The 15,550-nt window shown below is 65.4% G+C and carries 11 protein-coding genes; 3 read left to right on the forward strand and 8 right to left on the reverse strand.

Annotation, left to right across the window (positions count from 1 at the left end; all coding sequences use genetic code 11):
• The first annotated feature begins 367 nt into the window (after positions 1 to 367).
• A complete protein-coding gene (locus AC3ITM_RS08960; protein WP_489270067.1) occupies positions 368 to 2,545 on the forward strand; it encodes a response regulator in 2,178 nt (725 codons plus the stop codon).
• Positions 2,546 to 2,600: 55 nt separating this feature from the next.
• Here AC3ITM_RS08960 and rpfF read toward each other — a convergent pair whose 3' ends face one another.
• From rpfF to AC3ITM_RS08995, 7 genes are all read right to left on the reverse strand, one after another.
• Entirely contained in the window at positions 2,601 to 3,470 is an 870-nt protein-coding gene (gene rpfF / locus AC3ITM_RS08965; RefSeq protein WP_228884944.1) for a diffusible signal factor synthase RpfF, read from the reverse strand.
• Between the two features lie 209 nt (positions 3,471 to 3,679).
• Positions 3,680 to 5,356 carry a long-chain fatty acid--CoA ligase gene (locus tag AC3ITM_RS08970; RefSeq protein WP_489269847.1) on the reverse strand — a complete coding sequence of 559 codons (1,677 nt, stop codon included), beginning with the start codon at positions 5,354 to 5,356 and terminating at the stop codon, positions 3,680 to 3,682.
• Between the two features lie 420 nt (positions 5,357 to 5,776).
• On the reverse strand, positions 5,777 to 7,435 hold the full coding sequence (locus tag AC3ITM_RS08975) for an XVIPCD domain-containing protein (RefSeq protein WP_489269848.1): 1,659 nt from the start codon (positions 7,433 to 7,435) through the stop codon (positions 5,777 to 5,779).
• A 6-nt stretch (positions 7,436 to 7,441) separates the two neighbouring features.
• Complete coding sequence (locus tag AC3ITM_RS08980) at positions 7,442 to 9,517, reverse strand: hypothetical protein (RefSeq protein ID WP_489269849.1); 2,076 nt, start codon at positions 9,515 to 9,517, stop codon at positions 7,442 to 7,444.
• A gap of 12 nt (positions 9,518 to 9,529) precedes the next feature.
• A complete protein-coding gene (locus AC3ITM_RS08985) occupies positions 9,530 to 10,186 on the reverse strand; it encodes a hypothetical protein (RefSeq protein ID WP_489269850.1) in 657 nt (218 codons plus the stop codon).
• A gap of 209 nt (positions 10,187 to 10,395) precedes the next feature.
• Positions 10,396 to 10,674 (reverse strand): hypothetical protein, encoded by a 279-nt coding sequence (locus AC3ITM_RS08990; RefSeq protein WP_489269851.1) that lies wholly within the window; start codon positions 10,672 to 10,674, stop codon positions 10,396 to 10,398.
• A gap of 166 nt (positions 10,675 to 10,840) precedes the next feature.
• Complete coding sequence (locus AC3ITM_RS08995) at positions 10,841 to 11,032, reverse strand: hypothetical protein (RefSeq protein WP_489269852.1); 192 nt, start codon at positions 11,030 to 11,032, stop codon at positions 10,841 to 10,843.
• 86 nt (positions 11,033 to 11,118) lie between these two features.
• Between AC3ITM_RS08995 and AC3ITM_RS09000 the strand changes: the two genes are divergently transcribed.
• On the forward strand, positions 11,119 to 11,811 hold the full coding sequence (locus tag AC3ITM_RS09000) for a hypothetical protein (protein ID WP_489269853.1): 693 nt from the start codon (positions 11,119 to 11,121) through the stop codon (positions 11,809 to 11,811).
• A gap of 145 nt (positions 11,812 to 11,956) precedes the next feature.
• Entirely contained in the window at positions 11,957 to 12,430 is a 474-nt protein-coding gene (locus AC3ITM_RS09005; protein ID WP_489269854.1) for a hypothetical protein, read from the forward strand.
• Positions 12,431 to 12,561: 131 nt separating this feature from the next.
• Here AC3ITM_RS09005 and acnA read toward each other — a convergent pair whose 3' ends face one another.
• Complete coding sequence (gene acnA, locus AC3ITM_RS09010; protein ID WP_489269855.1) at positions 12,562 to 15,315, reverse strand: aconitate hydratase AcnA; 2,754 nt, start codon at positions 15,313 to 15,315, stop codon at positions 12,562 to 12,564.
• Positions 15,316 to 15,550 lie beyond the last annotated feature (235 nt).

Genomic DNA, 15,550 nt, shown 5'->3' on the forward strand with positions numbered 1-15,550 from the left:
CGGGCTGGCGATGTCGCTGCTGCTGTTTGCCTGGTTGCTGTGGCGGCCGCAGCGGTCGCATGCGCGCCGGGTGGTGGGCATGCTGTCCGACTACGGCCTGATCGCGTTGGGCATGATCCAGATGGGCGAGCCGCTGGCCTGGGTGTATGCGGTGGTGATGTGGGTGACGGTGGGCAACGGGCTGCGCTATGGCAACCGGTACCTGGCCGGCGCCATCGCCCTGGCCCTGCTCGGGTTTGGTACCACCGTGCTGCTGACGCCGTACTGGATGGACAATGCCCGGCTGGCTTTCTTCCTGTGGCTGGGGCTGGCGGCGGTGCCGCTGTGCTGTTCCACCCTGCTGCGCCGACGCACGCAGGTGCCGACCATGCATGACACCGCAAAGCTGAAACCGGCCAGGGGCCATCTGCTGGCCCGCTTCAGGCAGCGGCTGGCCGGCCGGCCCGACAGCGAGCACGCGCAGAACCTGATCCGCATCGCGATCACGGCGCTGTTCATCATCTACCTGGGCTGGCGCTACCTGGAAACCGACGGCGACACGCTGCTGGCGACCTGGCTGATCCTGGCCTTCGAGCTGACCATTTCCGCCGGGCTGCTGGTCGGCATCCTGATCCGGCCGGGGGTGTCGCATGTGCGCCGGGTGATCGGCATGCTGACCGACTACTCCTGCATGGGCGTGATCATGACCATCCAGGGCGAGCCGGCCGCGCCGCTGTACGCGGTCTGCCTGTGGGTCACCATCGGCAACGGCATGCGCTATGGCAGCACCTACCTGCGCGTGGCCACCGCGATGGGCTGCCTGGCCTTCCTGTGCACGGTGACCCTGTCGCCGTATTGGCAGCAGCACAGCTACCTGGGCTGGGGCCTGTTGCTGGGGCTGGGCGCCATCCCGCTGTACTTCGATTCGCTGCTGCACGCGCTGACCCGGGCAGTGGCCGAAGCGCGCCAGGCCAACGAGGCCAAGAGCCGTTTCCTGGCCAACATGAGCCATGAGTTCCGCACCCCGCTCAATGGCCTGGCCGGCATGACCGAGGTGCTGGCCACCACGCGCCTGGACGAGGAGCAGCGCGAGTGCCTGAACACCATCCAGGCCTCGGCGCGCAGCCTGCTGGCGCTGGTGGAGGAAGTGCTGGACATCTCGGCGATCGAGGCCGGCAAGGTGCGGGTGGAGCGCCATGAATTCGCGCTGGCCGATGTGCTGCAGGCGATCAACCTGATCCTCACCCCGCAGGCGCGGACCAAGGCGCTGGAATACCGGGTGATGGTCGATGAGCAGGTGCCGCCGCGGTTGAGCGGCGATGCCGGCCATCTGCAGCAGATCCTGTTGAACCTGATGGGCAATGCGGTCAAGTTCACCGATGCCGGCTTCGTGCACCTGCAGGTATCGGTGCTGGACGGGCCGGTCGGCGAGGGTGGGCGGGCGACCCTGCGTTTCGAGGTGCGCGACAGCGGCATCGGCGTGCCGGCGGCGTTGCGCGAACGCCTGTTCGAGGCCTTCGAGCAGGCCGATGTGGGTCTGGCCCGGCGCCACGAGGGCACCGGCCTGGGCACGTCGATCGCCAAGGGGCTGGTCGAGGCGATGGGCGGGCGCATCGGCTACCTGGCCAACGCACCGCGCGGCAGTGTGTTCTGGGTGGAAATCGCGCTGGACGTGGCCTCGGCCCCGCCCTTGGGCGCCGAATCGGCCGAAGGCGGCAATGTGATCGCCTTCTCCAACCCGTTCCTGCGCCATCGCGCGCGGGTACGCAGCCTGCGCGTTCTGGTGGCCGACGACCACGAGGCCAACCGCATGGTGTTGCAGCGCCTGCTGGAAAAGGCCGGGCACAAGGTATTCTGCGTCAACGGCGGCGAGCAGGTGCTGGACCTGATGGAGCAGGCCGACTTCGATGCCGCGATCGTGGACCTGCACATGCCCGGCATGAGCGGCCTGGACCTGCTCAAGCAGTTGCGGGTGATGCAGGCCAGCGGCATGCCGTACATGCCGGTGATGGTGCTCAGTGCCGATGTCACCCCCGACTCGATCCTGCGCTGCGAGCAGGCCGGTGCCCGGGCCTTCCTGGCCAAGCCGGTGGTGGCCACGCGGTTGCTCGACGTGCTGGCCGATATCGCGGCCAACATCCGCCCCGAGGCCGGCATCCAGGCCGTATCTGCGGCACCGATGGCAGCCGGTGCGCTGGATCCTGCGGTGCTCGACGAGCTTGCCGCGCTGGGCATGGGCGAGGGCTTCGAACAGCAGTTCATTGCCCAGTGCCTGAGCGATGTGGACGGTTGCATGGCCCGCATCCAGCACAGTGGCGATCAGCAGTCCTGGGACCAGTTGCGCGAGCACGCCCACGCGTTGCGCGGGGTGGCCAGCAACCTGGGGCTGGTACAGGTGGCCACGGCCGGCGGCGAATTGATGCGCATGCCGGACTGGCAGTTGAAGGCCGAATGGAGCCTGCGGCTGTCCAACCTGGTCAATGCGCTGCGCCAGGGCAGAAAGGCACTCGACGCCCGTGCTGCCGCGCTACGGCAACACGGCGGCGACGAGCGCTCTCCGTCCTGACCCCTGTCGCCTGAACGAGCCTGTTGGAACCTGCCGTGCCGCACATGGCCGCAGGTCAGCGGGCGTCGCCGCTGCGCCGCCCCTGCGCGCGCACCAGCCGGTCCATGGTCCGCAACGACTTTTCGCCCAGCTGCATGGCGGTATCGACCCAGATCTCGGTGATCCGCATCATCTCGTGCAGCGGCACCATGCTGGACACCTCGGACACCTCGCGCATCGCCGCCCAGGCATGCGGAATGCGCCTGCTGTCCTTGATCACCCGCTCGACCGCGGCCACGCCTTCGCCGGCCGGCACCACCACATCGACCAAGCCCATTTCCTTGAGCTGGTGGGCGGTGTACAGGTTGCCGTCGAGCATGATCTTCTCGGCCAGGCGCGGGCTGACCCGCTGGCACATGAAGGAGTAGGCGCCCATGCCGGGGAACAGGTCGAACAGCACCTCCGGCAGGCCCATCAGCACGCCTTCCTCGGCCACGATGGTGTGGCAGCTCAACGCCGCCTCGAAGCCGCCGCCCAGCGCATTGCCCTGGACCAGGGCGATGCTGTGGGCGCGCACGCCCAGCCCGGCGTGGAAGGCATGCACGCCGCGCACGCAGCGCTGCGCATAGTCGAGCAGGCGCGCGCGGTCGCCCTCGCGGATCAGCCGGCAGAACAGCTCCAGGTCGCCGCCCAGGTTGAACACGTCGCTGTCCGAGGCCAGCACCACGTGCGGGGACAACGCGTGGGAAATGCGCAGTCGTTCGCCCAGCTCGCGCTGGTAGCCCACGATGTCGTCCACCAGCTGCGAGGCGAAGCAGGGCCGGCCGGGCTGGCCGGCCAGGTTGGCGTGCATGTGGATCCAGTACACCTCGCGCTGCGGCTCTTCGGTGATGCGCAGGGTGGGGTGGGGTTGTGGGCGGGGGGCAAAGGGATGGACAGCAGACATGGGTGTTCTCCGTAAGACCGTCCGGCCGACCGCAATGCGGACGGAGAATGAAGGGGGCGAGCAGAACCTGCGGCGGCGAGTGATTCTATGCGCGTGTCGTGAACCCCCCGCAAGCGCCCCCCGGGGCCGCCGGGGCCGGGGCGGCCCCAACGCAAAGGCCCCCGCCGTCGCCGGCAGGGGCCCAATGCCCATCCAGTGCCCGCAAACCCTTACGGGGCGGGGCTGTCACGCAGTTCGCGGCGCAGAATCTTGCCGACGTTGGTCTTCGGCAGCTCTTTTCGGAATTCCACGATCCTGGGGTGCTTGTAGCCGGTCAGGTTGGCCCGGGCATGCTCCTTGACCATCTCCACGGTCAGGTTGGGGTCCTTCTTGACGATGACCACCTTGACCACCTCGCCGGACTTTTCATCGGGTACCCCGACCGCGGCCACTTCCAGCACGCCGGGCATCATCGCGATCACATCCTCGATCTCGTTGGGGTACACGTTGAAGCCGGACACCAGGATCATGTCCTTCTTGCGGTCGACGATGTAGAAGAAGCCGTGTTCGTCCATCCGCGCCATGTCGCCGGTGTGCAGCCAGCCGTCGGCGTCGATCGCCTGGGCGGTTTCCTCCGGGCGCTGCCAGTAGCCCTTCATCACCTGCGGGCCCTTGATGCACAGCTCGCCGACCTCGCCACTGGCCAGGGTCACGCCGTTGTCGTCCTTCACGCAGGCATCGGTGGAGGGAATCGGCAGGCCGATCGCGCCGTTGTACTCGGGCAGGTCGAGCGGGTTGATGCAGGCCGCCGGCGAGGTTTCGGTCAGCCCGTAGGCTTCCACCAGGGTCACCCCGGTGGCCTTCTTCCAGCGTTCGGCCACCGCGCGCTGCACCGCCATGCCGCCGCCCAGGGTGAACTTCACCGAAGAGAAGTCGATCTCCTCGAAGCCGGGGGTGTTGAGCAGGCCGTTGAACAGCGTGTTGACCCCGGTGATGGCGGTGAAGCGGGTCGCCTTGAGTTCCTTGACGAAGCCCTTCATGTCGCGCGGGTTGGTGATCAGGTGGTTGCAGCCACCGAATTTCATGAAGACCAGGCCGTTGGCGGTGAGCGCGAAGATGTGGTACAGCGGCAGGGCGGTGATGATCACTTCCTTGCCCGGCTCGATGCCCGAGGTGGACAGCCACGCCGAGGCCTGCTGCATGTTGGCGATCAGGTTGCGGTTGGTCAGCATCGCACCCTTGGCCACGCCGGTGGTGCCGCCGGTGTACTGCAGGAAGGCGACGTCGTCGTGGTCGATTTCGACCGTGGGCAGGGTGTGGGCGCTGCCCAGCTTCAGGGCCTGCCTGAAGCGGACCGCGCCGCGCAGGCTGTAGTTGGGCACCATCTTCTTGATGTACTTCAGCACGAAGTTCACCACCACGCCCTTTGCACCGAGCATGTCGCCCAGGCCGGTGGTGATCACCTGCTTGATCTGCGTGTCGGCGATGACCTGCTGCACGGTGTCGCCGAAGTTGTCGACCACCACCAGCACCGCAGCGCCCGAATCGACCAGCTGGTGGCGCAGTTCGCGTGCGGTATAGAGCGGGTTGACGTTGACCACGGTGAGCCCGGCGCGCAGCACGCCGAAGGTAGCCACCGGGTACTGCAGGCAGTTGGGCATCATCAGCGCGACGCGGTCGCCCTTCTTGAGCTGCAGCTCGCCGAGCAGGTAGGCGGCGAACTGTTCGACCAGGGCGTCGGTTTCCCCGTAGGTGAGCACCTTGCCGAAACTGGAGTAGGCGGGGCGGTCGCGGTATTTGGCCACCGAGGTATCGAACACGGCCGAGACCGAGTGGAACTCGTTGACGTCGATCTCGGCAGGCACGCCGGTGGGATAGCTCTGCAGCCAGGGACGTTCCAGACTCATATTCCCCCTCCAGGAATCATGGGTGGTGTGGTGCGATGACCGACAGTATCGGCCGTTTCATACCTTCGCAGCATACCGTTCCGAATGGGAAACGCGAAGGTCTGGTGAAAAAGGGTTGCACATCGCATCGACGTGGCCAGGGAAAGCCCCTGCTGCATGACGCATCCGGCTTTGGGTGGAGTGCTGTCCCCCAGCGTCGATAGCTGCGCCTTGCCGGCCCGGCATGGCAAGTACGTGGCCCCCTGTCGGTCTGGCTTGGCGTCCTGATAATGCGAATCTGAACAGATAGGATGTTCCGCCGTTCGATGGCAGGACGGCCGAGCTCGTGGCCCCACCTGCCGGCTCTTGCGGGCGTCCTCGTGCGACCGGAAGCACTAACGCAGTATCAGGTCGCAGCCGGGCAGGGCGCGCGGCCGTGCCTCAGCCCATGCTGGCCGCACGCGACTGGATGACCTGCTGCTCGCGCTCGTCATGCAGCTGCTGTTCCAGCTGCTGCGCCTGCAGGCGTTGCTGCTGCTCGCGGCTGACCCCATCCAACTGCTGCAGCGATTCGTCCACCGGGGTCTGCGCGGCCTGCAGGGTGGGCATCAGCGCACGCTGGTGCGCCGGATCGTTCAGCTCGCCCTGCACCACGAACACATTGTGCGCCGCCGGCAGCTGGGCAGTGGCATTGCTGAGCAGCACATGGTCCACCCGCTCCAGCCCGCTGCCCTTGGCCAGCACCAGCAGGCTGGCGGTCATGCGTTCGCTGGTCTCATCGAATTGGCGCCCGTGTTTGGCGTCCAGGGCGGCTACCCCGTCGCGCACCTGCTGGTAGAGCGCGTGGTCGGGATGGCCGGCCTGCATCGGCGTCAACGCCGGTGCGGGCGTGGCGGGAGCGGTGAGAGGTGGTGTGCTTTGCGGGTACGGGCTTTCGGTGCCGGTATGCGGGCGCGCGTCCGTCGCGGAGGCTGGCGCGGAATGCCCTGCCGGCGGGTGCTGTCGTTCCTGAGGGATATCCGGCGTGATCGCCGGGGCAGGCGTGGCCTGCGCTGCCGCGTCCGGCAACGGGCGCATCGGTGCGCCCTGCACGGAGGCTGCCGTGTTGCCCGACAGCCCGGGATGTTGATGGACGTGATCGTCGGCAGCGTGGCGCTGCATGGTCTCGGCCGGCGTATTCGGTGGCGACGGTGGTGCCAGCGGTTCCCGTGCAGCGGGCGCCACCGCCTGTCGCGTTGTGTCCTGGGGCTGGGCAGGTGGGAGCGGATGCTCCGGCGCGGGCGGCGCCCCAGGCGTTGGCGTGGCCTGCCCGGCAGCCGGCTGGCTGGCCGGTGGCTGTGGCGGGGCGGGATGTTCGGTGGCGGCCGGTGCCGGCGGCGCTTCCCGCTCGTAACGGGGCTGGGCAGCATCAGGTTGCGCGACCGGTCCGACCGCTGCGAGGTGCGCCGGGAGGCTGTGGGGCACGCTCGGCGGCGGCCCGGATGGCACCGCCTGCGTCGCAGCGGCAGGCGGGCCGGGCGCATCGCGCTGCCGCTCCAGTTCGACCACCGCCTGCGGCGCCCGGGTCGCTTCTGCCGGCGGCGCATGCAGGTTGACCGCCGCAAAGCTGGCCGCCTGTTGCGCGGCCTGGGTCGACACGCCCTGCCGGTTGGCTTCGCGCAGCGCCTGCTGGTAAGCCTCGCGCTGCTGCGGCGACAGCGCATCGATGCGCAGTTCCAGGGCATCGGGCAGCGGGTTTTCCTCGCCCGCGCCTCCCGGTGCGCGCCGCGCCTGCAGCTGCGCGACCTCCTCGGCGGTGGTGGTGCTCCTGAGCAGCATGCGGTTGCCGCCGTCGGCGGCGAAGCTGGCAATGGCGCTGTCCGCGCTGTCCGCGCTGGGCGCGTGCGTGCGCGGGTCGGGCATCAGTGCCAGGGTGAAGTCGTGTTGCAGCCCATCGCGGGCATGGTGGTGTTCCACCGTGGCGGCACTGGCATCGAGCTGCGCTTCGCTGCGTTCGATACCGTGCTGGGCATACAGCGCCGCCAGCTGCCCGCGCACGCCTTCCGGGGCCAGCTGCAGGGTGGCCGCCGCCTCCCGGGCCATCGCCCGGGTGTCCTGCACGCCGGCCTACTGGCTCTGCCAGGTCAGTTCCAGTTCGTCGCGCAGGTTGAGCGTGGCGGTGCTGTCGAACACCCGCCCGCCGCGTATCCACTGGCCATCGACCTGGCGGGTGTACGCGTTGCCGTCGCTGGCGCGCAGCGTATCGGCCTGCGCCTGCGCGGCGCGGATCGCCGGCGGCAGCGCCGGGTCGAAGTCGCTCCAGCGGCCCTGCGCATGGGCCACCGCGTAGCGTGCCGCCATCGCCGCCGGGGTATTGGCCGCGTTCTGCGCGATCACCGTGCGCGCCTGCTGGTCCAGGTCCAGCGCGCGTTCGGGCTCCACCGGGTGCTTGTGGATACTGGGAACACGGCCGTCCAGCAGTTCCTTGATCTCCAACTGCCACTGCCCGGACTGCGCATCGCGCACGAAGTCGCGCTGCTGCTCGAACGGCGCGCGCGGCGGCTGCGTCTGCGCGCTGGCGTCCAGCCGGTAGGGATCCTTCGGCGGCGGCGGGTTGGTCAGGCCCAACGCGTAAGAGGCGTTGGCGGCCTGATAGTTCAACAGCCGCTCCAGCCGCCCGGTAGCCACATACTGCTCGCGGAAGTACACGTCCTGGCCCAGCGCGGTCTGCACCGGCCGCACCTCCACCTCGCCGCCCAGCGCGGTGGTCTGTACCTGCTGCTGGTGCGCAGCGCGCAGCCAACGCCCATCGGCATCGCCCGGCTGGCGCGTCCACACCCGGCCCAGCGGATCTTCCTGCGTGTAGATCCGGTCGATATCCTTCTGCTCGGCCCAGCGTTCGCCCATATAGGCGCCGATCACCCCGCCGCCCAGCCCGGCGCCCAGCGCAACGGGGCCGGTCCAGGAGCCGCTCAGCAGGCCCACGCCGGCGCCAGCCACGAACCCACCCATCGCGCCGCCGACATTGCGGCCGACAAAATGCGCGGCGGTGGAGTCCGCACCGGTCTGGTTGCCCTGCGACTGCAGCTGCACCCACTTGTGGCCGGAGGTGGCGAAGTCGTGGGCCAGCAGCGCGGTGCCGGCGATGCCGGCGGCTTTGAGGCCGGGGCTCACCTCAGGATGCAGCCCACGCATGGCCGAATCCGACGAAAACTCGGCAGTGACAGGTGGGCCACGTGGCGCGCCGGGTTCGGTTGGCGTACGCAGCAAACGCTCGGGCGCATCGACGACACCGCGGGGCTCGATCGCCAGACCAACGCGCGTGGCCGCCCAATGCGAACGGGTGGCCGTCATCTCGGCGAAGCTCAGCGATCTGAACTCGTCCACTGGCCGGTTGAACAACGCCTTGTTGACGGCGTCGTAGCCGTCGATCGGCCTGAGCTCGGCACGCATCCGGGCAAGGCTCACGTCATGCCCGCTGTTGGCCGTAGCTGCCTGCACGATGGTCCGCTCCAGGCTCTGATACTCGGCTGCGGATCTGCTGACAAACGCAAGCGGGTCCGGCCCGAACATCGCGCTGGGGTAGCCGTTGATTACCGCGTTCGGATACTTGAGCACCGTAGGCAGCTCGAAAGTGCTGAAGCCGCGCCCCTCCGGCGCGTTCTCGACGAAGGCCAGGATGGGCTTGCCAGTGGCGATCGCGTTCTCGAAGTACTTTGGGCTACCGGCGTTCCACATGATGTCAAGCAGGGCGCTCCGGTAATTCCCACCGTACGGCACAGCCCCCTGCGCTCTCATGAAGCTTCTAAAGTTGCCTTCCATCACATTGAAGTCCGGATGGCGCGACGCATCCAGTTCCAAGTCTTGGACTAATTGGCCCCAGGGGGTTTCGCCAATAACCCCTGCCTTTCCCCCAAGATGACGAATATAGTTCTTGGCGTTATCAAAATTCGAGGAGCCGCCGCTATCAATCCCTGAGAAGCCGACGTAGTCCCTGCCTGGAGAAAACTCTGGTGGATGAGCCTGCATCTTGTCAGCGAGGTATCCTGCAAAGCTCGTCGAACCGTCCGGGCCAGACTCGGGTGACTTCAGATAGGCAACCAGACTCTCCATCTGCTGCGGCGACAGCCGCGCACCATCCGCGGCATTACGAGCTCCTCCCAGAGTGGTGCGAGCGAATTGATCGAAAGTGAAGTCGTTCACAAGGCGCAGTCCTTAGTCAATATGAGCCGGGACATAAGCCTCAGCTAATAGAATCACTCCTTCGACCCAGGAAATAACATCATCAGGGATATGCATTCCAGCGCGGGCTAGGGAGTCCGCGTCGGCGATTGCAACATAGCGCACATCGTCATCATTGTCGGTTCGCCCTGCATACGCCATAACCAGGCCCTGCGCCAGTCCGCGAAGAAACACAAATTCATCGTCGGAGTTGCCTAGGGTCTCCCTGAATCCAAGCGCACTTCTCAAGACCCCTTCACGGCCAAGATCAAGGGTAAATAACTGCTCCCGACGCCCTTGTCTCTCGGTAAATCCACAAGTTCCTAGAAGGCCAAGTCCGCCAATATCCTTGCCATCAAGGAAGAATGAGTATTGATACTCAATATTGTCATCGCTTCCGGCGCAAGAGGCCGGAAGCATTCGCGGCTGCGGGATGGAGACGCCGCTCTCTTCGTCAAATGATGATCTTGATCGTGACTTGAAATCAAAAGACATGCGCACTCCTTTACTGAATGTTGCAGATATCATCAAGCGTCTATTGGGCGTGTCTTCAACCGGCGGCCTTGGTTGATGGCTGCATGGTCGCACAATCGCCACTTCTTCGGAGGAGAAATGGCGCTCATTTTTCACCATTCGGAGCGACAGATTCACTCCATCTCCAATGCTGATGTTCGCATCATTGGGGCGAAGTGCCGGTCACTGAATGCTCCTGTTTGATCTGCACTGAAGAGCGTCTATCCTCCTGAAGAGCACCCATCCCTCGCTAAAAACCACCTCTCCCATGAAATGGGATGTATCTGTCTGCCTTAACCGAGATGGCGGTGTCTCGAACTTGAGACCAGCCTGGATGAGCTGGACGATCATGGCCCGAGCAGCGATTTCCTCAACTGGCGAAAAATCTCTCGCACATCCGTGCCAGGCATGCTGACGTCCCTTTCGGATCTGTACTCGAAAGAGTCGACCACAATATTGAAATCATTGTTATTTTCCAGATATGCCCGTTTGATCTCGCCGAAGTATGTTGCCCCGTCCAGGCCAGTCGCGGCGAATGCCCGAGAGGCTTGCATAGACACGGCCGCAGCCGGGGTCATGATTGACGCCTGCATGCTGACATGGTCGAAACAATCCACAGAGGACATGGGTCTCATTTTCCACCATCGGCGACGGCTATGCATTGGTGAGGATCTGAACGGCGGCAGCGGCTGTACTGCCCTTCCATTCTGACATCCTGCGTGATTTCGGGGAGTGACACTTGGAATTTGAGTCCAGGCAGTCATGCATTGACATTCCTCTATCAGGAAATTCCTACAAGGATTGGCGGCAATGCTGATGCGGCGCTAGTTCTTCCTGCAGTACATTGATGGCTGGCTGGCCGGCGGCATTAATACGCAGGTCGCCGTGCTCGAGTCTGGATGGAGGGTTCAGTGCATCGGCAATGCAGGCATCGTTGCGGGCGTAGTAGTCTGCATGTTGGCTACGCATCTTCTTGGTGTCCATCATCCGGAATTGTGAATAAGTGCATTGAAGAGGGATTTAAAGTGTTGAGAAGATCTGTTTTTACTAGTGTCGGCAGGCGGTTTTGCATGATTGCAATTCTATTGGCTATCTATCCGGTTCAGGCTCAGGGCGTGAATCTGAGTTGTGTTGTTGCAGAAGAGGATGCCGGCGGAGAGTGGGTTGCGTCCCGCAGTCTGACCGTCAACAATGGAGTGGCCACGTCATCGACATCGGACACTTACCAGTGGCAGCCGAAGGAGAGTATTCTGTTTGATCCCGGAATGAGCTTGAAATTGGTTATTAGCTATCATTGGCCCGCCCAAGCTACGGCGCAGAAGACGGTCCCTGAAGACGACGTCGCAGTGATACTTAGCTTCTGGTTCGATGCGAAACAGATCGATCGCCCCTTGAAGAACCCGCAACGCAGCTGGATCCATCTCTACCGATCATCCAGGCCGGAACACGTCTTTTCGCCGACCTCCACCAGCCTGACAAACATGATGCTCTGGAACCAGTTCAGCAATGGCAACCTGAGCAGCAAGGCAGTCATCCCGCTTGACGATCTGCTGGCTTTTGGCAAGGGGTTTGACGCACTGGTATGGAACATCAGAGGCCAGCCCAATGAATTCGGCGGTACGCAGGTCATCGCCAAGGGTGTCATTCCAATCGCGGTGATGCGCGACAAGGTCTCGAAAATTCCAAAGCTGCGCCGTATGCTCGACAAGAAGATGGCGAATTTCCAGGACGAATGCCGTGCGCCGATCATGATGTCCGGCTAGGGAAACTTTAACCAATGCTGTGTACATCCCGGGTGGTGTCAGCGTGTGACGGAATCGACACATTTACTTGGTTGCAACGGTTCCGACAGCCAAGCCGGTGCTTCGGCGCACAGACTGATCGTCCCTGCCGCGTAACGAGATGCCGATGATGGCTGTCAGAGCCCCGATGACCTTCCTGCTGCTGTGCCTGGCCACGCCGGCCGGCGGCGCCCTGGCGCAACAGCCGTCGCCGATCCAGCAGCTGGATTTCCCGATACTGGCCCCCGGCCAGACCGCCACCATGCGGCTGCAGGTTCCCGCGCATGCGGGCGGGCAGGGCACGGTGGCCTATGCGGCCTTTGCGGTCGATCCGGCTATCGGGCATGACTACGGTTACCGTTTCGGCCGCGTGGCATGCCCGGACGGGTTCGACGCCAACGTGCATCCGGACGACCGCGGGGTGGTCTGCTACCGGCACGGCAATGCGCCGCATCCGCCGTTCGTGATGCTGGTGGAAGTACGCAACGTAGCCGCCGCTGACGGTGAAACCGTCGGCAAGGGGGGCTTGAGCGCGGTGGTGCTGTACGGCGGGCGCCGCGATGCCGACTGGTATCTGTATGGGGTGCGGGCCGGGCGCTAGCTGCGCCGGCCAAGGTCTGCGCTGCAGACCTTGGGGCCCATCCCGCCAGCAACCGGAGCCTCGGCCGCTGCGCGGCCACCCCGACTAGGGGGTGGCCGGCCGATGCACTCGCGGCCGGGAGCCGCTTCCGCTTACTTTGCCGCCAGTTGGCGCAGTACGTACTGCAGCAGGCCGCCGTGCTTGAAGTACTCCACTTCCTTGGGCGTCAGCAGCATGACGTGGGCCTGGAAGGAGGTGGCAGTGCCGTCGGCCCTGGTGGCGGTGAGGGTGGCGGTCTTGCTGGCGCCGTCGTTCAGGCCGGTGATATCGATCGTTTCCGAACCGTCCAGGCCCAGGCTCTGGGCATTCTCGCCCGCGGCAAACTGCAGTGGCAGCACGCCCATGCCGACCAGGTTGGAGCGGTGGATGCGTTCGAAGCTTTCGGCGATGACCGCCTTGACGCCCAGCAGGTTGGTGCCCTTGGCCGCCCAGTCGCGCGAGGAGCCGGTACCGTATTCCTTGCCGGCGAACACCACCAGCGGCACGCCTTCGGCCTTGTAACGCATGGCCGCGTCGTAGATCGCCAGCTTCTCCGGCTGCCCGCCGGCCTTGGGGAAGTACAGCGTGTTGCCGCCTTCCTCGCCGCCGAACATCAGGTTCTTGATGCGGATGTTGGCAAAGGTGCCGCGGACCATGACGTCATCGTTGCCGCGGCGGCTGCCGTAGCTGTTGAAGTCGGCCGGTTGCACGCCACGTTCCTGCAGGAAGCGGCCGGCCGGGGAATCCTTCTTGATGTTGCCGGCCGGGGAGATGTGGTCGGTGGTGATCGAATCGCCGAACAGGCCCATCACCCGCGCGCCGTGCACGTCTTCGATATGGCCGACCTGCATGGTCATGCCGTCGAAGTAGGGCGGGTTCTTGATATAGGTCGAGTTGCCGTCCCAGTCGTACAGGTCGCCGTCGGGCGACTGGATGGTGTTCCAGCGGGTATCGCCCTTGAACACATCGGCGTAGTTCTGCTTGAACATCTCCGGGCCGATGGTGGCGGCGATCACATCGCCGATTTCCTTGTTGCTGGGCCAGATGTCGCGCAGGTACACCGGCTGGCCATCGCTGCCGGTGCCCAGCGGTTCGGTGGTCAGGTCGATGTCGGCGGTGCCGGCGATCGCATAGGCCACCACCAGCGGCGGGCTGGCCAGGTAGTTCATCTTCACTTCCGGGTGCACGCGGCCTTCGAAGTTGCGGTTGCCCGACAGCACCGAGGTCACCACCAGGTCGCCGCTGGCGATGCCGGCGCTGACTTCGGTGGGCAGCGGGCCGGAGTTGCCGATGCAGGTGGTGCAGCCGTAGCCGACCACGTAGAAGCCGATCTTCTCCAGTTCGGTGAGCACGCCGGCTTTCTCGAGATAGTCGGTGACCACCCGCGAGCCCGGCCCGAGCGAGGTCTTGACCCATGGCTTGCGGTCCAGGCCGCGGGCGGCGGCGTTGCGCGCCAGCAGGCCGGCACCGATCATCACCGCCGGGTTGGAGGTGTTGGTGCACGAAGTGATCGCGGCGATCACCACCGCACCGTCCTTGAGCCGGAAGCGGTTGCCGTCGATCTCCACGTCGGCATAGCCCTTGGCCAGCTGTTCGTTGCCCACCGCCGCGCCGCCGCCTTCGTTGACGAAGGTGGACACCGCTTCATTGCGCTTGTCGCGCTGGGTGGTCAACCCGCCGAGGTTGTCGCGGTAGTTCTGCTTGACGTCTTCGAGCAGCACGCGGTCCTGCGGGCGCTTGGGGCCGGCCAGCGACGGCTTGACCGTGCCCATGTCCAGTTCCAGCGTGGCGCTGTAGCTGGCGTGCGCGGTCTGCGCGTCGTGCCACAGGCCCTGGGCCTTGGCATAGGCTTCCACCAGCGCGATCTGCGCTTCGCTGCGCCCGGACAGGCGCAGGTAGGTCAGCGATTCGTGATCGATCGGGAAGATGCCGCAGGTGGCGCCGTACTCGGGGGCCATGTTGCCGATCGTGGCGCGGTCGGCCAGCGGCAGGTGCTGCAGGCCTTCGCCGAAGAACTCGACGAACTTGCCGACCACCCCGTGGCTGCGCAGCATCTGGGTGACGGTCAGCACCAGGTCGGTGGCGGTGGCGCCTTCGGGCATGCGGCCGGTCAGCTTGAAGCCGACCACCTGCGGGATCAGCATCGAGGACGGCTGGCCGAGCATGGCCGCCTCCGCTTCGATGCCGCCCACGCCCCAGCCGAGCACGCCGATGCCATTGATCATGGTGGTGTGGCTGTCGGTGCCGAACACGGTGTCTGGATACGCAACCGCCTTGCCGTCCTTGTCGGCGGTCATCACCACCCGGGCCAGGTTCTCAAGGTTGACCTGGTGGACGATGCCGGTATTGGGCGGCACCACCTTGAAGTTGTCGAACGCCTTCTGGCCCCAGCGCAGGAAGCCATAGCGTTCCTGGTTGCGCTGGAACTCGATCTTGCCGTTGAGGTCCAGCGCGTCGGGCGTGCCGAACACATCCACCTGCACCGAGTGGTCGATCACCAGTTCGGAGGGGATCTGCGGGTTGATCTGCTCCGGGCGGCCGCCCAGCTTGACCACCGCATCGCGCATGGCGGCCAGGTCGACCACGCAGGGCACGCCGGTGAAGTCCTGCAGCACCACACGGGCGGGCATGAAGGCGATCTCGGTGTCCGGCTCGGCCTTCGGGTTCCAGCGGGCGACCGCTTCGATGTGATCGCGGCCGACGGTGACCCCGCCATCCTCGTGCCGGAGCAGGTTCTCCAGCAGGATCTTCATCGAATAGGGCAGGTGGGAAATATCGAACTGCTGGCCCAGCTTGGGCAGGCTGAAGTAGTCGTAGGTGGTACCGGCGACGTCCAGCTGGCTGCGGGTGGAGAACGAATCGCTCATGCGGGGTGACTCCTCTTGCGGATGGCTTGCAATGGCCTGCGGGGCGGGCCGTGCTTGCGTGTGCCGGTGGCGGACCAGGCCGGCGATCGTCCCGAGTATGAACGATTCATCCGGTGATGCGCCTGCGGCCGTTGGTCTCAGGCTACACGGAGAGTTGTATCGTCGATGTCACTGATAAGGCGGATCCTTTACCGGCCAACAGCCGGTCGGCCCGACGCGGGGCGGTGGTGGAAGT

Source organism: Stenotrophomonas sp. KH_029 (assembly GCF_057839765.1).

Excerpts from the sequence above, each read along its gene's own strand:
- AC3ITM_RS09000 (WP_489269853.1), top strand. The coding sequence starts at position 11,119 with ATGATTGCAATTCTATTGGCTATCTATCCGGTTCAGGCTCAGGGCGTG.
- rpfF (WP_228884944.1), bottom strand. The coding sequence starts at position 3,470 with ATGTCTGCTGTCCATCCCTTTGCCCCCCGCCCACAACCCCACCCCACC.
- AC3ITM_RS08995 (WP_489269852.1), bottom strand. The coding sequence starts at position 11,032 with ATGGACACCAAGAAGATGCGTAGCCAACATGCAGACTACTACGCCCGC.
- acnA (WP_489269855.1), bottom strand. The coding sequence starts at position 15,315 with ATGAGCGATTCGTTCTCCACCCGCAGCCAGCTGGACGTCGCCGGTACC.
- AC3ITM_RS09005 (WP_489269854.1), top strand. The coding sequence starts at position 11,957 with ATGATGGCTGTCAGAGCCCCGATGACCTTCCTGCTGCTGTGCCTGGCC.
- AC3ITM_RS08970 (WP_489269847.1), bottom strand. The coding sequence starts at position 5,356 with ATGAGTCTGGAACGTCCCTGGCTGCAGAGCTATCCCACCGGCGTGCCT.
- AC3ITM_RS08960 (WP_489270067.1), top strand. The coding sequence starts at position 368 with ATGCATGACACCGCAAAGCTGAAACCGGCCAGGGGCCATCTGCTGGCC.
- AC3ITM_RS08990 (WP_489269851.1), bottom strand. The coding sequence starts at position 10,674 with ATGTCCTCTGTGGATTGTTTCGACCATGTCAGCATGCAGGCGTCAATC.